Consider the following 16276-nt stretch of genomic DNA (forward strand, 5'->3'; position numbering starts at 1 on the left):
TTATGATTTAGAACAAAGATTAAAACATGTTTGTTCTCAACTTTTTTATTAATTGATGACTCCACATTAGGAGAGTGATGCTTTTTTGATACAAATTGTAGATCATCATTCACAACAAATTAGTAGGTAATTGGTTATGAATATGCATCTGCTACTGTATATCGCAATGATATGATTATTAAACAATAAATCTAGGTTAAAATTAAAAATGGACTCTAAAAATCAAAGTGTTAAAGAATTTCACGCTCGAGGCTATATTTTACCAATAGCCTTAACGTTTCCCGTTGTACTATTGCCTTTAACAATAAGCCTCGAATTTATCATAATAGTTCTTGGTTTGATTATATTTCTTTCAATTTTAATATTACTTCAATACAACATGGTTTATGTGAAAATCGGGCATGATTTTATTACATTAAAACCAACACTAGGAAGAATGAAGCAAACAGTTCTTTTTAAAAATATAACCTCGGTAAGATATGAGCCTAAATGTGTGCATATCAATTATTTTAGTAAAATCAAAAATGCAGAGTTAACATTAAAAATATATACCAATCAGTTAACGTCTAAAACTAAAACTGAGCTTTTAAACACCTTACATACCGTGTTCAAAGATAAAGAAAAAAGAAGCTAATATAAAATATTAAAAGGTTATAACATTGAGTATTGAAGTTAGTAGTTATCACGAAAAATGGCAAAAAGATGATCAAGATTTAGTCTTTTATCGACGTAAATACATCAAAACTTTTATAATAATTCTACTTGTTTGCTTTATTGCTTTCTTTATTTTCTCACACATAATCGAAATCCCTTATCACCTCGGATTAGTTTTATTATTAATGATTGTTTTTTTGTTATTGCAGTGGGCAGAAAAATATATCATTTTGGGTACAACATTTATCAGTATTAGAAATAGCCAGTTTACTGTTACGGATCTTATCCTGTTTACACTGTTTTTTATTGTTTATGTATTTCTAAGAAGAAAAGATAATAATAAAATGACCTGTATTCTGTTTAAAAATATTATTGATATCTCAGAAAAAAATTCTAATACCATAATAATAAAACACAAGATAAACAATACTATTGAGGATTATATTATTGATCTTAATATGATGTTGGATACAGACAAACAATTATATTTAGAAAAAATGCAGTCTATTAGAAAATTTTGTGAACAAAATCTATAAAGGTTAAGTAATGATAAACGAAATGGGAAAAGCAGCCAAACTTGCTTCATATCAATTAGCGCAATGTTCAACAGAAACTAAAAATAACGCATTGATTAATATTGCTGATTTATTAGAACTGAACTCTGATAAAATTCTTAACGCAAATCAGAAAGATATGGCTATAGCAAAAGATCAAGGCTTAAGTGATGCAATACTGGATCGTCTGCTCTTAACATCTGAACGATTATCATCTATTGCCAATGATGTTCGAAATGTTGTTTCTTTGAAAGATCCGATTGGCCAAGTTATCGATGGTTCAACTTTAGCTAGTGGATTGAAGCTACAACGTCACAGAGTCCCTTTGGGGGTAATTGGCGTTATCTATGAAGCCCGTCCTAATGTGACTATTGATATTGCAGCTCTCTGCTTAAAGACCGGCAATGTAGCCATACTACGTGGTGGCAAAGAGACGGTTAATACTAATGCCGCTATCATAGCTATTATTCAACAAGCGTTAAAACAAGTTGGTTTACCTGAAACAGCTGTTCAATCTATCGATAATCCCGATCGTAAATACATCACTGAACTGCTTAAACTGGATAAATATGTCGATATGATCATTCCTCGTGGTGGTGCTGCTTTACACAAAATTTGCCGTGAACATTCAACCATACCTGTGATCACTGGTGGTATTGGAGTTTGCCATATTTTTGTCGATGAAAGTGCTGATTTTGATAAAGCGCTATCGATAATAGTTAATGCCAAAACTCAGCGACCAAGTACTTGTAATACCGTGGAAACATTGCTTGTCCATACTGCAATTGCTAACACCTTCTTACCAAAACTTAACCAAATCATGGCTGATAACCAAGTCGTATTACATGCGGATACCGATGCTTATAAAATTTTAAATTCAGGGGTTGCTAATGTATTCCCGTCGAAGGATGAGGAACTTAGACAAGAGTGGCTTTCTAAAGATCTGAATATTGTAATTGTAGACTCACTTGAATTAGCCGTCGAACATATACGAGAATATGGCAGTGGTCATTCAGAAGCCATTCTAACTCGTAGTTTATTTAATGCTGAACAGTTCGTTAATTTAGTGGATGCAGCTGCGGTTTATGTCAACGCATCAACACGATTTACTGATGGAGCACAATTTGGTTTAGGCGCGGAAGTTGCTGTCAGTACACAAAAATTACATGCCAGAGGACCAATGGGTCTGGAAGCGTTAACCACTTATAAATGGATTGGTTATGGCGAAGATTTAATTCGTCAGTAATGATAATAACTAACTGTTCATAAACCTGAACAGTTAGTTATATGGTTATTAGTTATATAAGTTAAATAGATTAATCAAAATTACGCATTAAAAGTGCATAATTCAAATCGATATTTTCGTCTACTGGAATGTAAACAATATGACCATCACCAAGGCCAGCAGGAACAGGTTGACCTTTTTTATTCTCCATTCGTTCAATAATAAATGTCATATTACCTTTAGGAGTCATCATTTCAACACTATCGCCTACTGAAAATTTATTTTTCACAATAACTTCAGCCAATCCATTTAGACGTTGACCACTAAACTCACCAACAAATTGCTGTCTATCTGAAACTGAGTGGCTATGCAGATAATTTTGCATATCTTCATGTTTATGACGACGCAAAAAGCCTTCGGTGTAGCCGCGATGAGCTAATGAATCAAGTTCAACCAATAGGCGAGGATCAAATGGTTTACCTTCACTGGCGGCATCAATAGCTTGACGATAGACTTGAGCTGTTCTTGCACAGTAATAAAACGATTTGGTTCGCCCTTCAATCTTAAGTGAATGTACGCCGATCTTAGTTAAATCTTCGACTAATTCAACCGCTCTTAGATCTTTTGAATTCATGATATAAGTACCATGTTCATCTTCAAAAGCTTGCATATATTCGCCAGGGCGACCAGATTCTTCTAACATAAAAACTTGATCAGTTGTTGTGCCAATGCCCAATGTTGGTTCAACTTGTTGTACAGGAATTGGCTCGCATTTATGCACAATCTGCCCTACTTCATCTTCTTTACCTTCGGACACTTTATACTCCCAACGACAAGCATTGGTACAAGTACCTTGATTAGAATCACGTTTATTAATATAACCCGATAATAAACAACGCCCAGAATAAGCCATACACAGCGCACCATGAATAAAAACTTCAAGTTCCATTTCCGGCACTTTTTCGCGAATTTCTTTGATTTCATCGATGGATAACTCTCGTGACAACACGACACGCGTCAATCCCATCTTATGCCAAAATTTTACCGTCGCCCAGTTAACCGCGTTGGACTGCACAGATAAGTGAATTTCCATCTCAGGAAAATGCTCACGAACCAACATAATTAAGCCAGGATCAGACATGATAAATGCATCTGGCTTCATATTTACGATTGGCTCTAAATCACGGATAAAGGTTTTTAATTTCGAATTATGCGGTGCAATGTTCACAACTACGTAAAACTTTTTACCTTGAGCATGAGCTTCGTTAATACCGATAGCAAGATTCTCATGATTAAATTCATTATTGCGCACTCGCAAACTGTAGCGTGGTTGCCCGGCATAAACTGCATCAGCACCATAAGCAAATGCGTAACGCATATTTTTAAGTGAACCAGCTGGTGAAAGTAATTCTGGTTTTGGATATAACATTGTCATTAAAAAATGCCTCTGATTTCAAGTCAGTATTACCTTATAAGGTAATAGGTTAAGCAAAATAGGATGGGCATTTTACGCTTTAGCTATCAGATTGGCAAATTAATTGTAGTTGTAATGAAGAATAATAAAATCTCAATGACTAACAAGAAACGATAATTTGTAGAATATGGAGTTATGCCATAAATTTAAATAAAAATAGTGAAATATTTCTTTAAATCGGATAAAAATATAAATAATAGAATACCGTTAAAAGACCCTAAATTTGTGACTAAGATCACATAAAACTATTATAACGCCCAATATTTTTTTAGTTTTTATTGCTTATATTTGTACAAAACCACATAGCATAAACAAATTCAATAATAAAATTAGTACAACTTTTTTAATTATCTTAAAAACATGAGGAAAATTAAAATGACTGAACTCATTAGTTGGTATGGAGCGATTATAGGGCTTTTTCTTGCTATTTTTTTAATTCTACGCGGAATAAATCCTGTTTATTCGTTATTTTTTGGCGCGATAATTGGTGCTTTTATTGGTGGTGCGAATCTAGTACAAACTGTTACCATTTTAACTGACGGCACACAAAGTATTATGGGTACCGTAATAAGAGTATTAGCGGCAGGTATTCTAGCTGGTGTAATGATGGAATCTGGTGCTGCGGAAACCATCGCACAAGCTGTGGTAAAAAAATTAGGTGAAAAGAAAGCTTTACTCGCTTTAGCATTAGCTACAGGTATTATCACTGCATCAGGGGTATTTATTCCTGTTGCGGTATTAATTGTTGCCCCAATTGCGCTTTCTGTAGGTAATAAAATGGGCATTTCCCGATTAGCTTTATTACTAGCACTTTCTGGTGGTGGTAAAGCAGGAAATATTATCTCCCCTAACCCGAATACTATTGCGGTTGCCAATGGATTCAATTTAAGCTTAAGTGACGTGATGATAGCTGGTTTTATTCCTGCAATATTTGGTTTAACTGCAACAGTTTTAATTGCTTCATTAATCAAAAACAAAGGTGATAAAGTAACTGATCAAGAAGTGATTGCTTTACAAAAAAATGATACTGAACAAAAAAATAACACCCCTTCTTTAGGCAAAGCTGTTGTTGCGCCTGTAACGGCAATTTTACTATTAATGATCAATCCTATAGGCAATATTTTTCATATTGAGACATTGGCTAATTTAAAACTTGATGCTTTATATGTACTTCCTGTTGCGGGGATCATCGGAATGCTAGCCATGGGACAACATCGTAACATTGCTATGTATACCAAATCGGGAATTGAAAAAATGACACCAACTGTACTCATCTTGGTTGGTGCGGGTGCTATTGCTGGTTTAATTGGTGCATCAAACTTGGCAACTCAAGTTATCAATATTATTGGTTCCATGGGTATCTCTGGCTATTACTTATCACCAATTTCCGGTGTATTAATGGCAGCAGCCACAGCTTCAACCTCTACTGGTGTTATTTTAGCAACCGGAACTTTTGGTTCAACCATTACTAACATGGGTATACCTGCTATTAGTGCAGCAGTTATGATGCATACTGGTGCAACGGTTATTGATTCATTACCTCAAGGAAATTACTTCCATGTCACTGGTGGAAGTATGAATATGACAATTAAGCAACGTATGAAACTGATCCCATATGAAGCTATGGTTGGTGGAACAATGACACTCGTTGCCACTATTTTCTATCAATTTATTATGTAATATTAAGAGTAATTTTTATGAAACAAAAAACATTTGTACTTGCACCTGACTCGTTTAAAGAAAGTTTAACGGCAAAACAAGTATGTCAGGCAATGGAATCAGGGTTAAAAAAAGTTTTTCCTGATGCAAAATATATTCATGTCCCGATGGCTGATGGTGGTGAAGGTACAACACAGTCATTAGTAGATGCCACTAACGGTACATTATATGCTTGTGAAGTTACAGGCCCGCTGGGTAACAAGGTAACGGCCTATTATGGAATTTTGGGTGATAACACAACCGCAGTTATTGAAATGGCATCTGCAAGCGGTATTCACCTTGTTCCTAAAGAACAACGTAATCCTCTAATCACTACAACCTTTGGTACTGGGGAGCTAATTCTCGATTGCTTAAAACGGGGAATTAAAAAAATCATCTTAGGTATTGGTGGTAGTGCCACTAATGATGGCGGAGCTGGCATGGCACAAGCTTTGGGTGTAAAACTTTATGATAAAAATAATCAATTACTTCCTAAAGGCGGTGGTGCATTAGGAGATTTAGCTAAAATTGATACCTCGGAAATCAATCCTCAATTAGATACCGTTGAATTTATTGTTGCTAGTGATGTTACCAATCCATTATGTGGCGAAAAAGGTGCTTCAAGAGTCTTTGGTCCGCAAAAAGGAGCAACCCCTGAGATGGTTGAACAACTAGATGCGAACTTACAGCATTATGCATCAATCATAAAAACTCAGCTAAATAAAGATGTCGTAACGATTCCTGGCGCAGGCGCTGCTGGTGGATTGGGTGCCGGATTAATGGCTTTTACCAATAGTAAAATGGAAAAAGGCATTGATATAGTTATCAAGTACAGTAATTTAGAAAATCAATTAATTGGTGCTGATTTCTGTTTTACCGGCGAAGGTGGAATTGACTTTCAAACTAAATTTGGAAAAACGCCTTATGGTGTTGCACAAACGGCTAAAAAGCACAATGTTCCGGTTATTGCATTAGCGGGAATGATTGGTGAAAATATCGAGGAACTTTATCCTGAAGGTATTAACACCATTTTTGGCATTATTCCTTCTTTAGCTAAGATTGAAGATTTATTAGCCGATGGCTTTAAAAATATTGAACGCACCAGTGAGAATATTGGTCGTCTAATTAATATCACTCAACTTTAACATTTTCAGACAACTAACAAGTAAGAGAATGGGGAAATAAAGAGGCTAGTTTTATTTCCCCAATTATTATAAACACCAATAATTTTTATCATTAAAATAACCTATTCAAATTAGCTTTAATTGAAATGCTTCAGACGATATCGATAAGGATCCTAGCAATAAAAATCAATAAACTATAAAGTATAAGTCATTAAAAAATAAAAGAGTTTATCACTATGAAAGTTCAAAGCATCTCTCCAAAACTTGCTCAGTATATTGTTGATAAAACCATGCAAATCATCAATTGTAACGTAAATATAATGAATAACCATGGAGAAATTATCGGTAGCGGTGATTTAGAACGAATTGGCGAATTACATGAAGGTGCAGTATTAGCCATATCACAAGGCAGAGTGGTTACCATTGACAATCCAACTGCCAAAAAACTTAAAGGTGTTAAACCGAGTGTTAATTTTCCGTTGAAACTTAAAGATGAAATTGTTGGTGTTATTGGTGTCACGGGCGAACCAAATAAAATCATCCAATTTGCAGAACTAGTAAGTATGATAGCTGAGATGATGATAGAACAAGCGTTATTACTTAATCAGCTCTCTCAAGATAATCGTTTAAAAGAAGAATTTATATTATCAATAATTCAACCAGATAACACAATGACAAACATAACTGAGTGGAGTCGAAAATTAAATATTGATTTATCTTTACCATATGTAACTGTGATTATTGAAATCGAAAGTGGCCAGTTAGGAATTCAAACAGCTATGAGTGAATTACAACAAATTCAAAATGAACTCGAAACAATAACCAAATTAGTTGCCATAAAATCGCTAACCGAAATTGTGATATTACTTCCAGCTTTAAATAAATTTAATCGATGGGATTTAGCAGAACATAAAACAAAATTAGAAAAGTTAGTTAGTCAGACAAAACTGCTCAGTCAATTTAAAATAAAAATATCTTTAGGAAATTACTTCCATCAAGGTAACGATGCCATAGCAAGATCTTATCAAACCGCCAAAACAGCATTGGAAATTGGAAAAAAAAGATTACCACATTGTCGTAATTATTATTATCAGGACCTAATCTTACCAGTTTTATTGGATGGTTTAAACCAAGATTGGCAAGCGGAAGAGTTACTTTCACCGTTAAATAAATTAAAAGCATCTGATACAAATGGCTTACTGCAAAATACTCTCCAAACTTGGTTTATTCATAATCTACATAACAATAATACAGCAAAAGCCCTATTCATACATCGCAATACACTTGAGTATCGATTAAACAATATTGCCAAAGTAACGGGATTAGATTTATCAAAATTCGATGATCGTGTACTGCTTTATATTGCATTACAACTCGATAAATAGCTTTATATATTGGATATTAATCATTTTCACCCTCCCCCCCAATAAGCGGTAAATATTCTTGCCAGCGATATTCTCTTATCGGCATTGGATTAGCATTTTTAAAATATAAAACTAACGCTGGTTTGATACCGTTCCAGTTATCAACAAACTCGTATCGAACAAGTAAGCCCTCTTTTATCAAATTTTTGGCTTTGGCATGATAGTTAAAGTAACCCATATTTACTTCATCCTAATTATTCAGCAACATTATAAGAAGCTAATATTCAATCAATACTCAGGACTAATGATGACCTCTAATTTTGATTGAAACCCAGACGTTAATTTTAATTAATAAAGCAAAAAATCGAAATCAATAGTGCATTAATTAATCACAAAGATTTAGTAAAAAATAGATTCAATCTCTGATTTTGAATACATTAATAGCATTAGTGATTTCTGGTTGTGCGGATGATAAGCATAGTGATCATCTATAAGTAATTTTGAAAAATCATTATGCACATTGGTAACCAATTATCCTGAAAGGTATAGTGAAAATCAACTTTGAGATGAGCCGATTATTATTTCTCTAATCACCCTACTTACTCTCGGTAACTAACCTCTTATAATTACATTTAATATATGAAATCATGTAAACTATGGGAATTATGGGAAAAGTCTAAGTGAGACAGTCGGATAAAGCTATTAGGTAATTGAAACTTTATTAAATAGCTTTAACAACCATTAAATTTGCATTATTAAAAAAAATAACCATCAAAAAAGGTAACTAAATGTAATAAGCATGAAATATTAATTGAATAAAATCAAACCTCTCGATAAATTAAAGTTATGAAGAAGACATTATTCCGATTCTCTTTGCATGAGGATATTATTTAATTGTGGTGCCAAATACGAATTTTTTTATAGATAATTTAGTGAAACGGAAGCTACTGTTGATAAATTTAAAAAAATTAAATAGTAAGATATGTTCAAAGGCTTTAAAAGTACTCATCCTATACTTTATGAGTTAATAGCGCTTTAAAAAATACTAACGTATTACAAACGGACTAACCTTAGGTAAATAGATAAAAAAGTTAAGCAAACTTAATACTCTAAATGTTAAAACAATCGAATTTGATAAGACTATAAGAAAGTGATAAATCTGATAATATAATGGAGGCGCGTCCCGGAGTCGAACCGAGGTAGACGGATTTGCAATCCGCAGCATGGCCACTCTGCCAACGCGCCGTAGAGGTCTATCTGAATAGGTGGCAAATATTAGCATTGGCTTACCTTATCGTCAAGGCTTAATAGCTTATAATTACAGCAGTCGGTTAGATTATTTCACTTGTACTAAACATAGAACAGTAATTAAATACGCCAATGAGTATATATAAAGCAGTATTATTATTAAAAGTTGAAAAATTATTCCAAACTTTAAAAACCGATTTATTCGAAAGAACATTGCTTGATAATTTCCTAAAAAGAAATAATTTTAGCTAAAATTAATTTGATTAAATTCATCTTTTTTTTAACAATTTTTATTTTTATTGAAGAATGGATTTATTACTTGATAATCATGTGTATTTAGTATAAAAATAGCGCTACCTATTAACCATATATTTTTAAGGAAAGGAAATGTTCAAAAAATTATTAGCGGTATCATTATTAAGTTTTGTTCTTGTTGGTTGTGGTGACGATGCTCCTAAACTGGACTTATCAACAAAAGAAGCTTATACAACTTCTGTACAAAAAGCCGGTGAAAAATTAAGTGACGCGGATAAAATTGCTTTTGCACGTGCAATGGTTAAAGTAACTGCTACTGCAGCAAGTAACCAAGCGAATGCTGGCGATGAAAACAAAATCTTTGATGAAATTAAAAGCAAACTTAACGGTAAAACAGCTAAAGAAATTATCAGTGAATTTGATAAATAATTTCCTTGGTTAACCGATAAAACCCGCATAAGCGGGTTTTATATGAATAAATCTAGTTATATTTTACCTTTTCTTTTTATTACTTCCTTTCTTTTATAAATGATAATTACCACAAGTTTTAATTATGATAATTTTATTAATTACATAATTTATAATTTTTTTTTAATTTTTTAGTCAAATTTTATATACTTACTTCACTGAAAGTGTTTTTTGAGGTGTGCAATGATTGAATTAAAACTCAGAGAAGTGAAAAAAGATTTATCAACTAAAGAGTTAAAAGTATCAGAGTATATTATTGCCAATACTCAAGCACTAAAAAATATGAGTATACAAACCTTAGCCAAGCTCAATCATGTTAGTACAAGCACTATTTTACGACTCTGTAATAAGTTGGGTTATAAAGGCTTTAGTGATTTTAAGGTCGATCTTATTGGATCAATTCCTCAAAAACTAAGTACTGAAATTCTTCAAGATGATATTAATCTCAATGATTCTCTTGAAGATGTTAACAGTAAAGTTCAAGCTATGGAAAAATCCTCAATAGACGAAACTCACTCTATTGTTAATGTGAACGCATTAAATAGTGCCATTGAATTAATTATTCAAAGTAACAAAATTGTGATTTTTGGCGTGGGTAGTAGCGGCTTAGTTGGTAAAGAACTTGAATATCAACTAATTAAAATTAAGAAAGATGTAAATTGCCATTTTGATCCACATATGTCGCGGAATTTAATCAGTACATTAGACAATAATGATCTGGTTATTATTATTTCCCATTCGGGTGAGACGCCCGATTGTGTTGAATTACTTAAACTCACTGAACAATCATTTGTCCCCTCAATTGCGATTACTAAAATGGGACAAAGTCAAATCTCCTCATTAGCCTCTATTGTCTTGCATACCACCTCAATGGAACACGCATCGAGATTAATTCCAATACGATCTAAAATATCACAAATATCGGTGGTGAATATGTTACTCACTAACTTATTCATTCGAAAATATGATGAAAGATTGTTACAACAAACGCAAAATCGTGAAAAACGAAAATATCCGCGAAATAATTAAAAACAAAGTTTAATAAACAAACATACCAAATAATCCCATCATATTAGAGGGTTACTATCTTCTACCTTTCACTTAATAAATTTGATCTTGTTCACAAAATTATAAAAATTTAACAAAAAATAGATGACTATTTTTAGTTGAAGATGTAATTTTGTTACTAAGCAAAGCAAAATATTTAGTAATAAAATTACATTATAAGGAAATTTTTATGTCAAATCCTTTACCTATCATTTTAGCCAGTCATGGTCCATTTGCTCAAGGGGCACTTGAGTGCGCACAGATGCTTATGGGCGAACAAGAAAATATCCATATTATTTCAGTCTTAATTGATAGCAATATCGATATGTTACGCCAAGAAATGCAGAGTAGTTATAGTCAACTTAATCAAGGTAATGGAGTGATTATTTTGGTTGATATTATGGGAGGAACTCCCTGCAATCTTGCTAGCGAATTACTGATATCCCATAACGATGTATTGTTATTTTGTGGATTTAATATTCCTGTATTACTTGAAGTTTTAAACAATCGAGAAGGAACATTAAATGATGTAAAACAAGCTATTGAAGATATTTTTCCTCAAAGCTGTATAGATGTTAAGCAATTATTAAATGTTCAACATGAAGAATCTAATGAGTTGTAAGGAGAACAGCAATGCCAATTAATGTAGCACGAATCGATGACCGCCTAATTCATGGACAAGTTATTACTACTTGGGTAAAAAATTATGATATAGAGCAAGTGTTAGTTATCAACAATAAAGTGGCTAACGACAAGGTCCAACAATCAGTATTAACCATGTCGGCACCACCAGGATTAAAAGTACTAGTATTTGGAGTACAAGAATTTATCGAAATTCTTAAAAAGACAACTATCAAAAAAAGGACGATGTTACTTTTCACCAACAGCATTGATGTTGACGCATTAGTTGATGGTGGATTGCCGCTAGAAAAACTTAATGTTGGTGGTATGCGAATGCAAGATGGTCGTCATCAATTATCCAGAGCGGTTTCAGTTACTCCTGAGGAAGAACAAGCATTTAGGAACCTAATTGCGAAAAATGTCATAGTTGAAGTTCAAATGGTGCCTAAAGATCCAATTGTCGATCTTAAAACACTACTCAGTTAATTAATATATCTTTATTTCATCATTTGGAGGTTAACATATGTTAACACAAGCTATTCTTGTCGCCATTTGGGCGGGAATTTGTTCACTCGATGACGTCGGACCACAGATGTTACGTCGACCTTTATTAACTGGTACTGTAGCTGGGATAATTATGGGTGATATGGTTCAAGGATTAGCCATTGGCGCAACACTTGAACTAATGTGGATGGGCGTTGGCAATGTTGGTGCCTATTCTGCCCCTGATATTGTTGCTGGCGCAATTATTGGCGTTTCATTAGGAATTTCAACCGATGGTGGCGTTGCAACAGGCGTCGCTCTTGCCTTACCGGTTTCAATTCTTTGTCAGCAGTTACTTATACTTTGGCGATCATTTGCTTGTTTCTTAAACCCATGGGCAGAAAAAAGTATACAAAATGGTAATTATAAAGGACTTGTTAAAGTACACTATTTTTCAACGCCTATATGGTTTTTGATTAGAGCCGTCCCATGTTTCTTAGCTATTTATTTTGGTAGTGATCTGATTAAAACAATATTAGACGCGATTCCAAAGAATATCATTGACGGTATGGGTGTCGCTTCAAAATTAATCCCCGCAGTCGGTATCTGTATTTTATTACTGATGCTCTTAAAAGGATCTATGTGGTTCTTCTTTTTACTTGGATTTGTTTTAACGAGTTACCTAAAACTACCGATCATACCAGTTACCTTTGTTGCACTTGCCTTTGCTGTTTTATATGACATGGCATTTACCGCTGGTAAAAATAATAATCAAACTAACACTGAAAAACCGATACAAAATGACAGCATTGAAGAGGAATATGACCTATGAGCAATGAGAAGAAAATTACGAAAAAAGATCTTAATAGCGTCTTTTGGAAAATTCAAACTATCCCTTTTTCATTCAACTATGAAAAATTACAAACTATTGGATTTGCACATTGCATGATTCCAATTCTTGATCGTCTTTATAAAGATGCGGATAAAGAAACCCGTGTTAAGGCAATGCAACGTCATTTTGAGTTTTTTAATACTCAGGTTAATGCTGGTGCTTTAGTCCTTGGTGTTACTGCTGCTGTCGAAGAGAAAACAAGCGAAGAAGAAAAAGATGCCGTCATTTCATTAAAAGCTGGATTAATGGGACCGTTTGCTGGATTGGGCGATAGTTTACTAAAATTTACCTGGATGCCGATATGCGGAAGTATTGGAGCGGCCTTTGCATTACAAGGTAATATTATTGGTCCAATATTAATGTTTTTGATCTACAATTTTGTGAATATTTTCACAAAATATTTCTTTGTTCACTATGGATATAACAAAGGGATTGATCTTATTGAACAATCCAAAAATTCTAATATTATCCAAAGAATTAGTAATGTAGCCAATGTCGTGGGTGTGATGGTATTGGGATCGCTGATTGCTTCAACGGTAAAAGTTTCAACACCTTATTTAATCGAAGTTGGAGAACAATCAATAAAAGTACAAGAGATGTTTGATAAGGTAATGCCGAATTTATTAACACTTCTTTTTACCTTAGCTGTATTTTTCTTAGTTAGAAAATTCCAAGGTAAGTATACGGTATCACTAATTATCGCGGTTATGGTAATCGGTGTCATTCTTTCATCATTCGGTATATTACACTAAGCAGGAAGATAGCTATGATAGAAAAAAATAACGAAATATCTGTAGTTCGCAACAAACAAGGAAAATTGGAGGTAACTTTTAGTAGTGATCAGCCTGCTAATTTATATTGGACAACCGAAGCTAATGCCCATACTAATAATAAAACGTTAATTGGAAAGGCATTAAACTCACCGGTAATATTTGATGATCCGTTAAACGCCAAAAGTCGAATCTATCTTATATTAGATATTCATGACCAATCGCCATATCTATTTGCAGAAAGGACATTACCAATCACAGGACTTAATAATTTCCGTGATTTTGGTGGGTATGCTGGTGCCAAAGGGAAACGGGTAAAATGGGGACTGTTATATCGTTCCAATCATCTTCATGGACTCAAACCCGATGCGCAACAATATATACAGGCGTTGAATATCAAAACGATAATTGATTACCGTAGTGAAAATGAAATAAAAACTAACCCCAATGATACAATAGGCGAAAAACAAACCTTCAATTTTGATGCGTCAGCACAAACAGCTGAACTTGCTGCGCAATTTGCTGCCGATCCTAGTAATGAAGATCAAGCATTGATTGAAAGTGTCTTGCGCGATATTCCAAAAGAGTTAGTTAATGGCGATGGCATACAGGTTCTTGAACAGTATCGTAACTTTGTACTGAGTGAAAAATCGAAAACAGCTTATCGACAAATGTTAAAAGTCATTTTAGACGCCAACAATAGTCCTAGCCTACAACACTGTCGTGGAGGAAAAGATAGGACTGGTTATGGTGTAATGCTAATCCAAATTATGTTAGGTGTATCTGAATCTGATATTATTTATGATTATATGCTAACCCATGATAATCGTCTAGAACGTAATAAAATCAAAATGGCAGCTTATCGAGAAATTACAGATAATGAAGATGTTTTAGGTTATCTATTAAGTTTAATCGATACCAGAGAAAGCTTTATTAATGAGATTTTCGATACGATGAGAAAAATAGCTGGCTCACCGAGCAACTACATTAAGCAAGAACTTGGTTTCACCGACCAAGATTTCGAAAGAATGCAGTCTATTTATCTAGAAAATTAATCATCAAATAAAACAATTCAAAAGCGTAATTGTAAAATTGCGCTTTCTTATTTAAAAAAACGCTTCTAATAGTGTTTAAGCGCAGCTCCTAGTTGGCAATAGAAAGCAACATGCTCTATGGCTTTTTGTCTGGATAAACATAAATCCAAGTGATATTTGGATAATTAGCAAAGGCCCCGGGAAATAAATAATCACCACTTAACAGTGGAAATTTGGCGTATTGCCATTCTGGATTAAAATCAGGTTGATATTTGATAATGGTATCATATAACAAAGATGTACAATATAAATGTTCTTGATCGCGAGAAGCAAGTATAAATCTCTCACCTTGTTTGGTTAACAGCTCTTCAATAATCTGCTTTTTTTGCTTATCTGATAAAAAATTCGGTCTTGCCACCGCATACATTTGCGCTAAATCGGGGGCAGTGAACTCAGTTAAAGTAGAAATGATTACTTGATTAGGCTTATTTTCATTATCATTGGTTGTTGCATGAATTATCTTAATTTCAGGTTCCACCGAAACGATCATGCCAATATGGGAATAATCACTACCATCAAGTTTTTTAACGATAAAACTATCTATTTGAACACCATTACGGAAAATCCAATCACCTGCTTTAATTTGTGAAAAATTTTTTATAGAGGAAATATCCGAATTTGCCAAGTCTAGTGCATAAACAGAAGTTTTTATAAAAAGGAGAAAAATAAAAATATAATGAAGAAATTTCATAAACATTTAAAGTTGTAATCTATAACCTAAAAAGGTAATACAATTAGTTTTCCTTTTTAGGTTATCAAATAATTCTATGAACTATTTAAAATTAATAAACCATTTATCATCAACTTTTATTAAAGATAATGCTGAATTAGTCTTAGTTCCATTTTTAAAGATAACGGTTGTTTTAACATTTGCTAACGTTTTATCACTATTATATTCAATTGGTGATAATTCTACTTTGTCAAAACCTCCATTTTGTTGGGCTGTAGCGACGGCTTGGTCGGTAACACCTTTCATTTTACTCTTCATTAATCCCTTGACATCAACACCTTTAGTTTTTAATTCATCAGGAATGTATAAAGCATCGATAAGGCCATTAACATCACCTGTATAACCAGCTTTAATGAATTTTTCAGCTACCGCCTCAGGTGTATCATTTGAAGAACAAGCTGTAACAACTAATGCCAACATAAATACACTTAAAAATTTAAATAACACTTTCATATTTTATTTCCCTATTTAATAACTTATTTATTTTATTCTTTACTTTTAACTGAACAACAGAAAATAATAAAAAACATTCTCATTTAATACATGATTAGAAAACCATTTATATATAATATTAA

Annotated in this window: 17 protein-coding genes and 1 tRNA gene; 13 read left to right on the plus strand and 5 right to left on the minus strand. The window is 33.3% G+C overall.

The window, feature by feature from the left end:
- Nucleotides 1-208 precede the first annotated feature (208 nt).
- The 3 genes from AC5LXV_RS10870 to proA are packed head-to-tail and all read left to right on the plus strand — an operon-like array spanning nt 209 to nt 2454.
- A complete protein-coding gene (locus AC5LXV_RS10870; RefSeq protein WP_493452916.1) occupies nt 209-634 on the plus strand; it encodes a hypothetical protein in 426 nt (141 codons plus the stop codon).
- A gap of 25 nt (nt 635-659) precedes the next feature.
- The gene (locus AC5LXV_RS10875) at nt 660-1190 is read left to right on the plus strand and encodes a hypothetical protein (RefSeq protein ID WP_493466423.1); all 531 of its coding nucleotides are present in this window, start codon (nt 660-662) and stop codon (nt 1188-1190) included.
- Between the two features lie 10 nt (nt 1191-1200).
- Nucleotides 1201-2454, plus strand: a complete 1254-nt coding sequence (gene proA, locus AC5LXV_RS10880) for a glutamate-5-semialdehyde dehydrogenase (RefSeq protein ID WP_493466424.1) — start codon at nt 1201-1203, stop codon at nt 2452-2454.
- A gap of 70 nt (nt 2455-2524) precedes the next feature.
- Here the strand turns inward: proA and trhP are convergent, their stop codons facing one another.
- Nucleotides 2525-3862: a prephenate-dependent tRNA uridine(34) hydroxylase TrhP gene (trhP, locus tag AC5LXV_RS10885; protein WP_493467994.1), complete on the minus strand. Its 1338-nt coding sequence runs from the start codon at nt 3860-3862 to the stop codon at nt 2525-2527.
- A 420-nt stretch (nt 3863-4282) separates the two neighbouring features.
- Here trhP and AC5LXV_RS10890 point away from each other — a divergent pair, with 420 nt between their 5' ends.
- The 3 genes from AC5LXV_RS10890 to AC5LXV_RS10900 all read left to right on the plus strand — a co-directional run bounded on the left by AC5LXV_RS10890 (nt 4283) and on the right by AC5LXV_RS10900 (nt 8114).
- On the plus strand, nt 4283-5587 hold the full coding sequence (locus tag AC5LXV_RS10890; RefSeq protein ID WP_493466425.1) for a GntP family permease: 1305 nt from the start codon (nt 4283-4285) through the stop codon (nt 5585-5587).
- Nucleotides 5588-5604: 17 nt separating this feature from the next.
- Nucleotides 5605-6750: a glycerate kinase family protein gene (locus AC5LXV_RS10895; protein WP_493466426.1), complete on the plus strand. Its 1146-nt coding sequence runs from the start codon at nt 5605-5607 to the stop codon at nt 6748-6750.
- Nucleotides 6751-6965: 215 nt separating this feature from the next.
- A complete protein-coding gene (locus AC5LXV_RS10900) occupies nt 6966-8114 on the plus strand; it encodes a sugar diacid recognition domain-containing protein (RefSeq protein WP_493466427.1) in 1149 nt (382 codons plus the stop codon).
- Nucleotides 8115-8130: 16 nt separating this feature from the next.
- Here the strand turns inward: AC5LXV_RS10900 and AC5LXV_RS10905 are convergent, their stop codons facing one another.
- Together AC5LXV_RS10905 and AC5LXV_RS10910 are read right to left on the minus strand one after the other, a co-directional pair.
- Nucleotides 8131-8331: a thermostable hemolysin delta-VPH gene (locus AC5LXV_RS10905; RefSeq protein ID WP_493466428.1), complete on the minus strand. Its 201-nt coding sequence runs from the start codon at nt 8329-8331 to the stop codon at nt 8131-8133.
- Nucleotides 8332-9264: 933 nt separating this feature from the next.
- Nucleotides 9265-9338, minus strand: a tRNA-Cys gene (locus tag AC5LXV_RS10910).
- Nucleotides 9339-9728: 390 nt separating this feature from the next.
- Between AC5LXV_RS10910 and AC5LXV_RS10915 the strand changes: the two genes are divergently transcribed.
- The 7 genes from AC5LXV_RS10915 to AC5LXV_RS10945 all read left to right on the plus strand — a co-directional run bounded on the left by AC5LXV_RS10915 (nt 9729) and on the right by AC5LXV_RS10945 (nt 14932).
- On the plus strand, nt 9729-10025 hold the full coding sequence (locus AC5LXV_RS10915) for a DUF6694 family lipoprotein (RefSeq protein WP_493444826.1): 297 nt from the start codon (nt 9729-9731) through the stop codon (nt 10023-10025).
- Between the two features lie 222 nt (nt 10026-10247).
- Nucleotides 10248-11093, plus strand: a complete 846-nt coding sequence (locus AC5LXV_RS10920) for a MurR/RpiR family transcriptional regulator (protein WP_493466429.1) — start codon at nt 10248-10250, stop codon at nt 11091-11093.
- Between the two features lie 208 nt (nt 11094-11301).
- A complete protein-coding gene (locus tag AC5LXV_RS10925; protein WP_493444827.1) occupies nt 11302-11733 on the plus strand; it encodes a PTS sugar transporter subunit IIA in 432 nt (143 codons plus the stop codon).
- A gap of 11 nt (nt 11734-11744) precedes the next feature.
- Nucleotides 11745-12218: a PTS sugar transporter subunit IIB gene (locus tag AC5LXV_RS10930; RefSeq protein ID WP_493444828.1), complete on the plus strand. Its 474-nt coding sequence runs from the start codon at nt 11745-11747 to the stop codon at nt 12216-12218.
- 37 nt (nt 12219-12255) lie between these two features.
- Nucleotides 12256-13047 (plus strand): PTS mannose/fructose/sorbose/N-acetylgalactosamine transporter subunit IIC, encoded by a 792-nt coding sequence (locus AC5LXV_RS10935; RefSeq protein ID WP_110433359.1) that lies wholly within the window; start codon nt 12256-12258, stop codon nt 13045-13047.
- On the plus strand, nt 13044-13859 hold the full coding sequence (locus AC5LXV_RS10940; RefSeq protein ID WP_110423363.1) for a PTS system mannose/fructose/sorbose family transporter subunit IID: 816 nt from the start codon (nt 13044-13046) through the stop codon (nt 13857-13859). Before AC5LXV_RS10935 ends, AC5LXV_RS10940 begins: the two co-directional genes overlap by 4 nt.
- 14 nt (nt 13860-13873) lie before the next feature.
- The gene (locus tag AC5LXV_RS10945) at nt 13874-14932 is read left to right on the plus strand and encodes a tyrosine-protein phosphatase (RefSeq protein WP_493466430.1); all 1059 of its coding nucleotides are present in this window, start codon (nt 13874-13876) and stop codon (nt 14930-14932) included.
- Between the two features lie 115 nt (nt 14933-15047).
- On the opposite strand, the gene AC5LXV_RS10950 is transcribed toward AC5LXV_RS10945, so the two are convergent.
- Nucleotides 15048-15596 carry a C40 family peptidase gene (locus tag AC5LXV_RS10950; protein WP_493466431.1) on the minus strand — a complete coding sequence of 183 codons (549 nt, stop codon included), beginning with the start codon at nt 15594-15596 and terminating at the stop codon, nt 15048-15050.
- 147 nt (nt 15597-15743) lie between these two features.
- Nucleotides 15744-16154 carry a DUF4878 domain-containing protein gene (locus tag AC5LXV_RS10955; RefSeq protein ID WP_493460073.1) on the minus strand — a complete coding sequence of 137 codons (411 nt, stop codon included), beginning with the start codon at nt 16152-16154 and terminating at the stop codon, nt 15744-15746.
- Between the last annotated feature and the right edge of the window lie 122 nt (nt 16155-16276).

This window comes from Gilliamella sp. LMG 34359 (assembly GCF_984569085.1).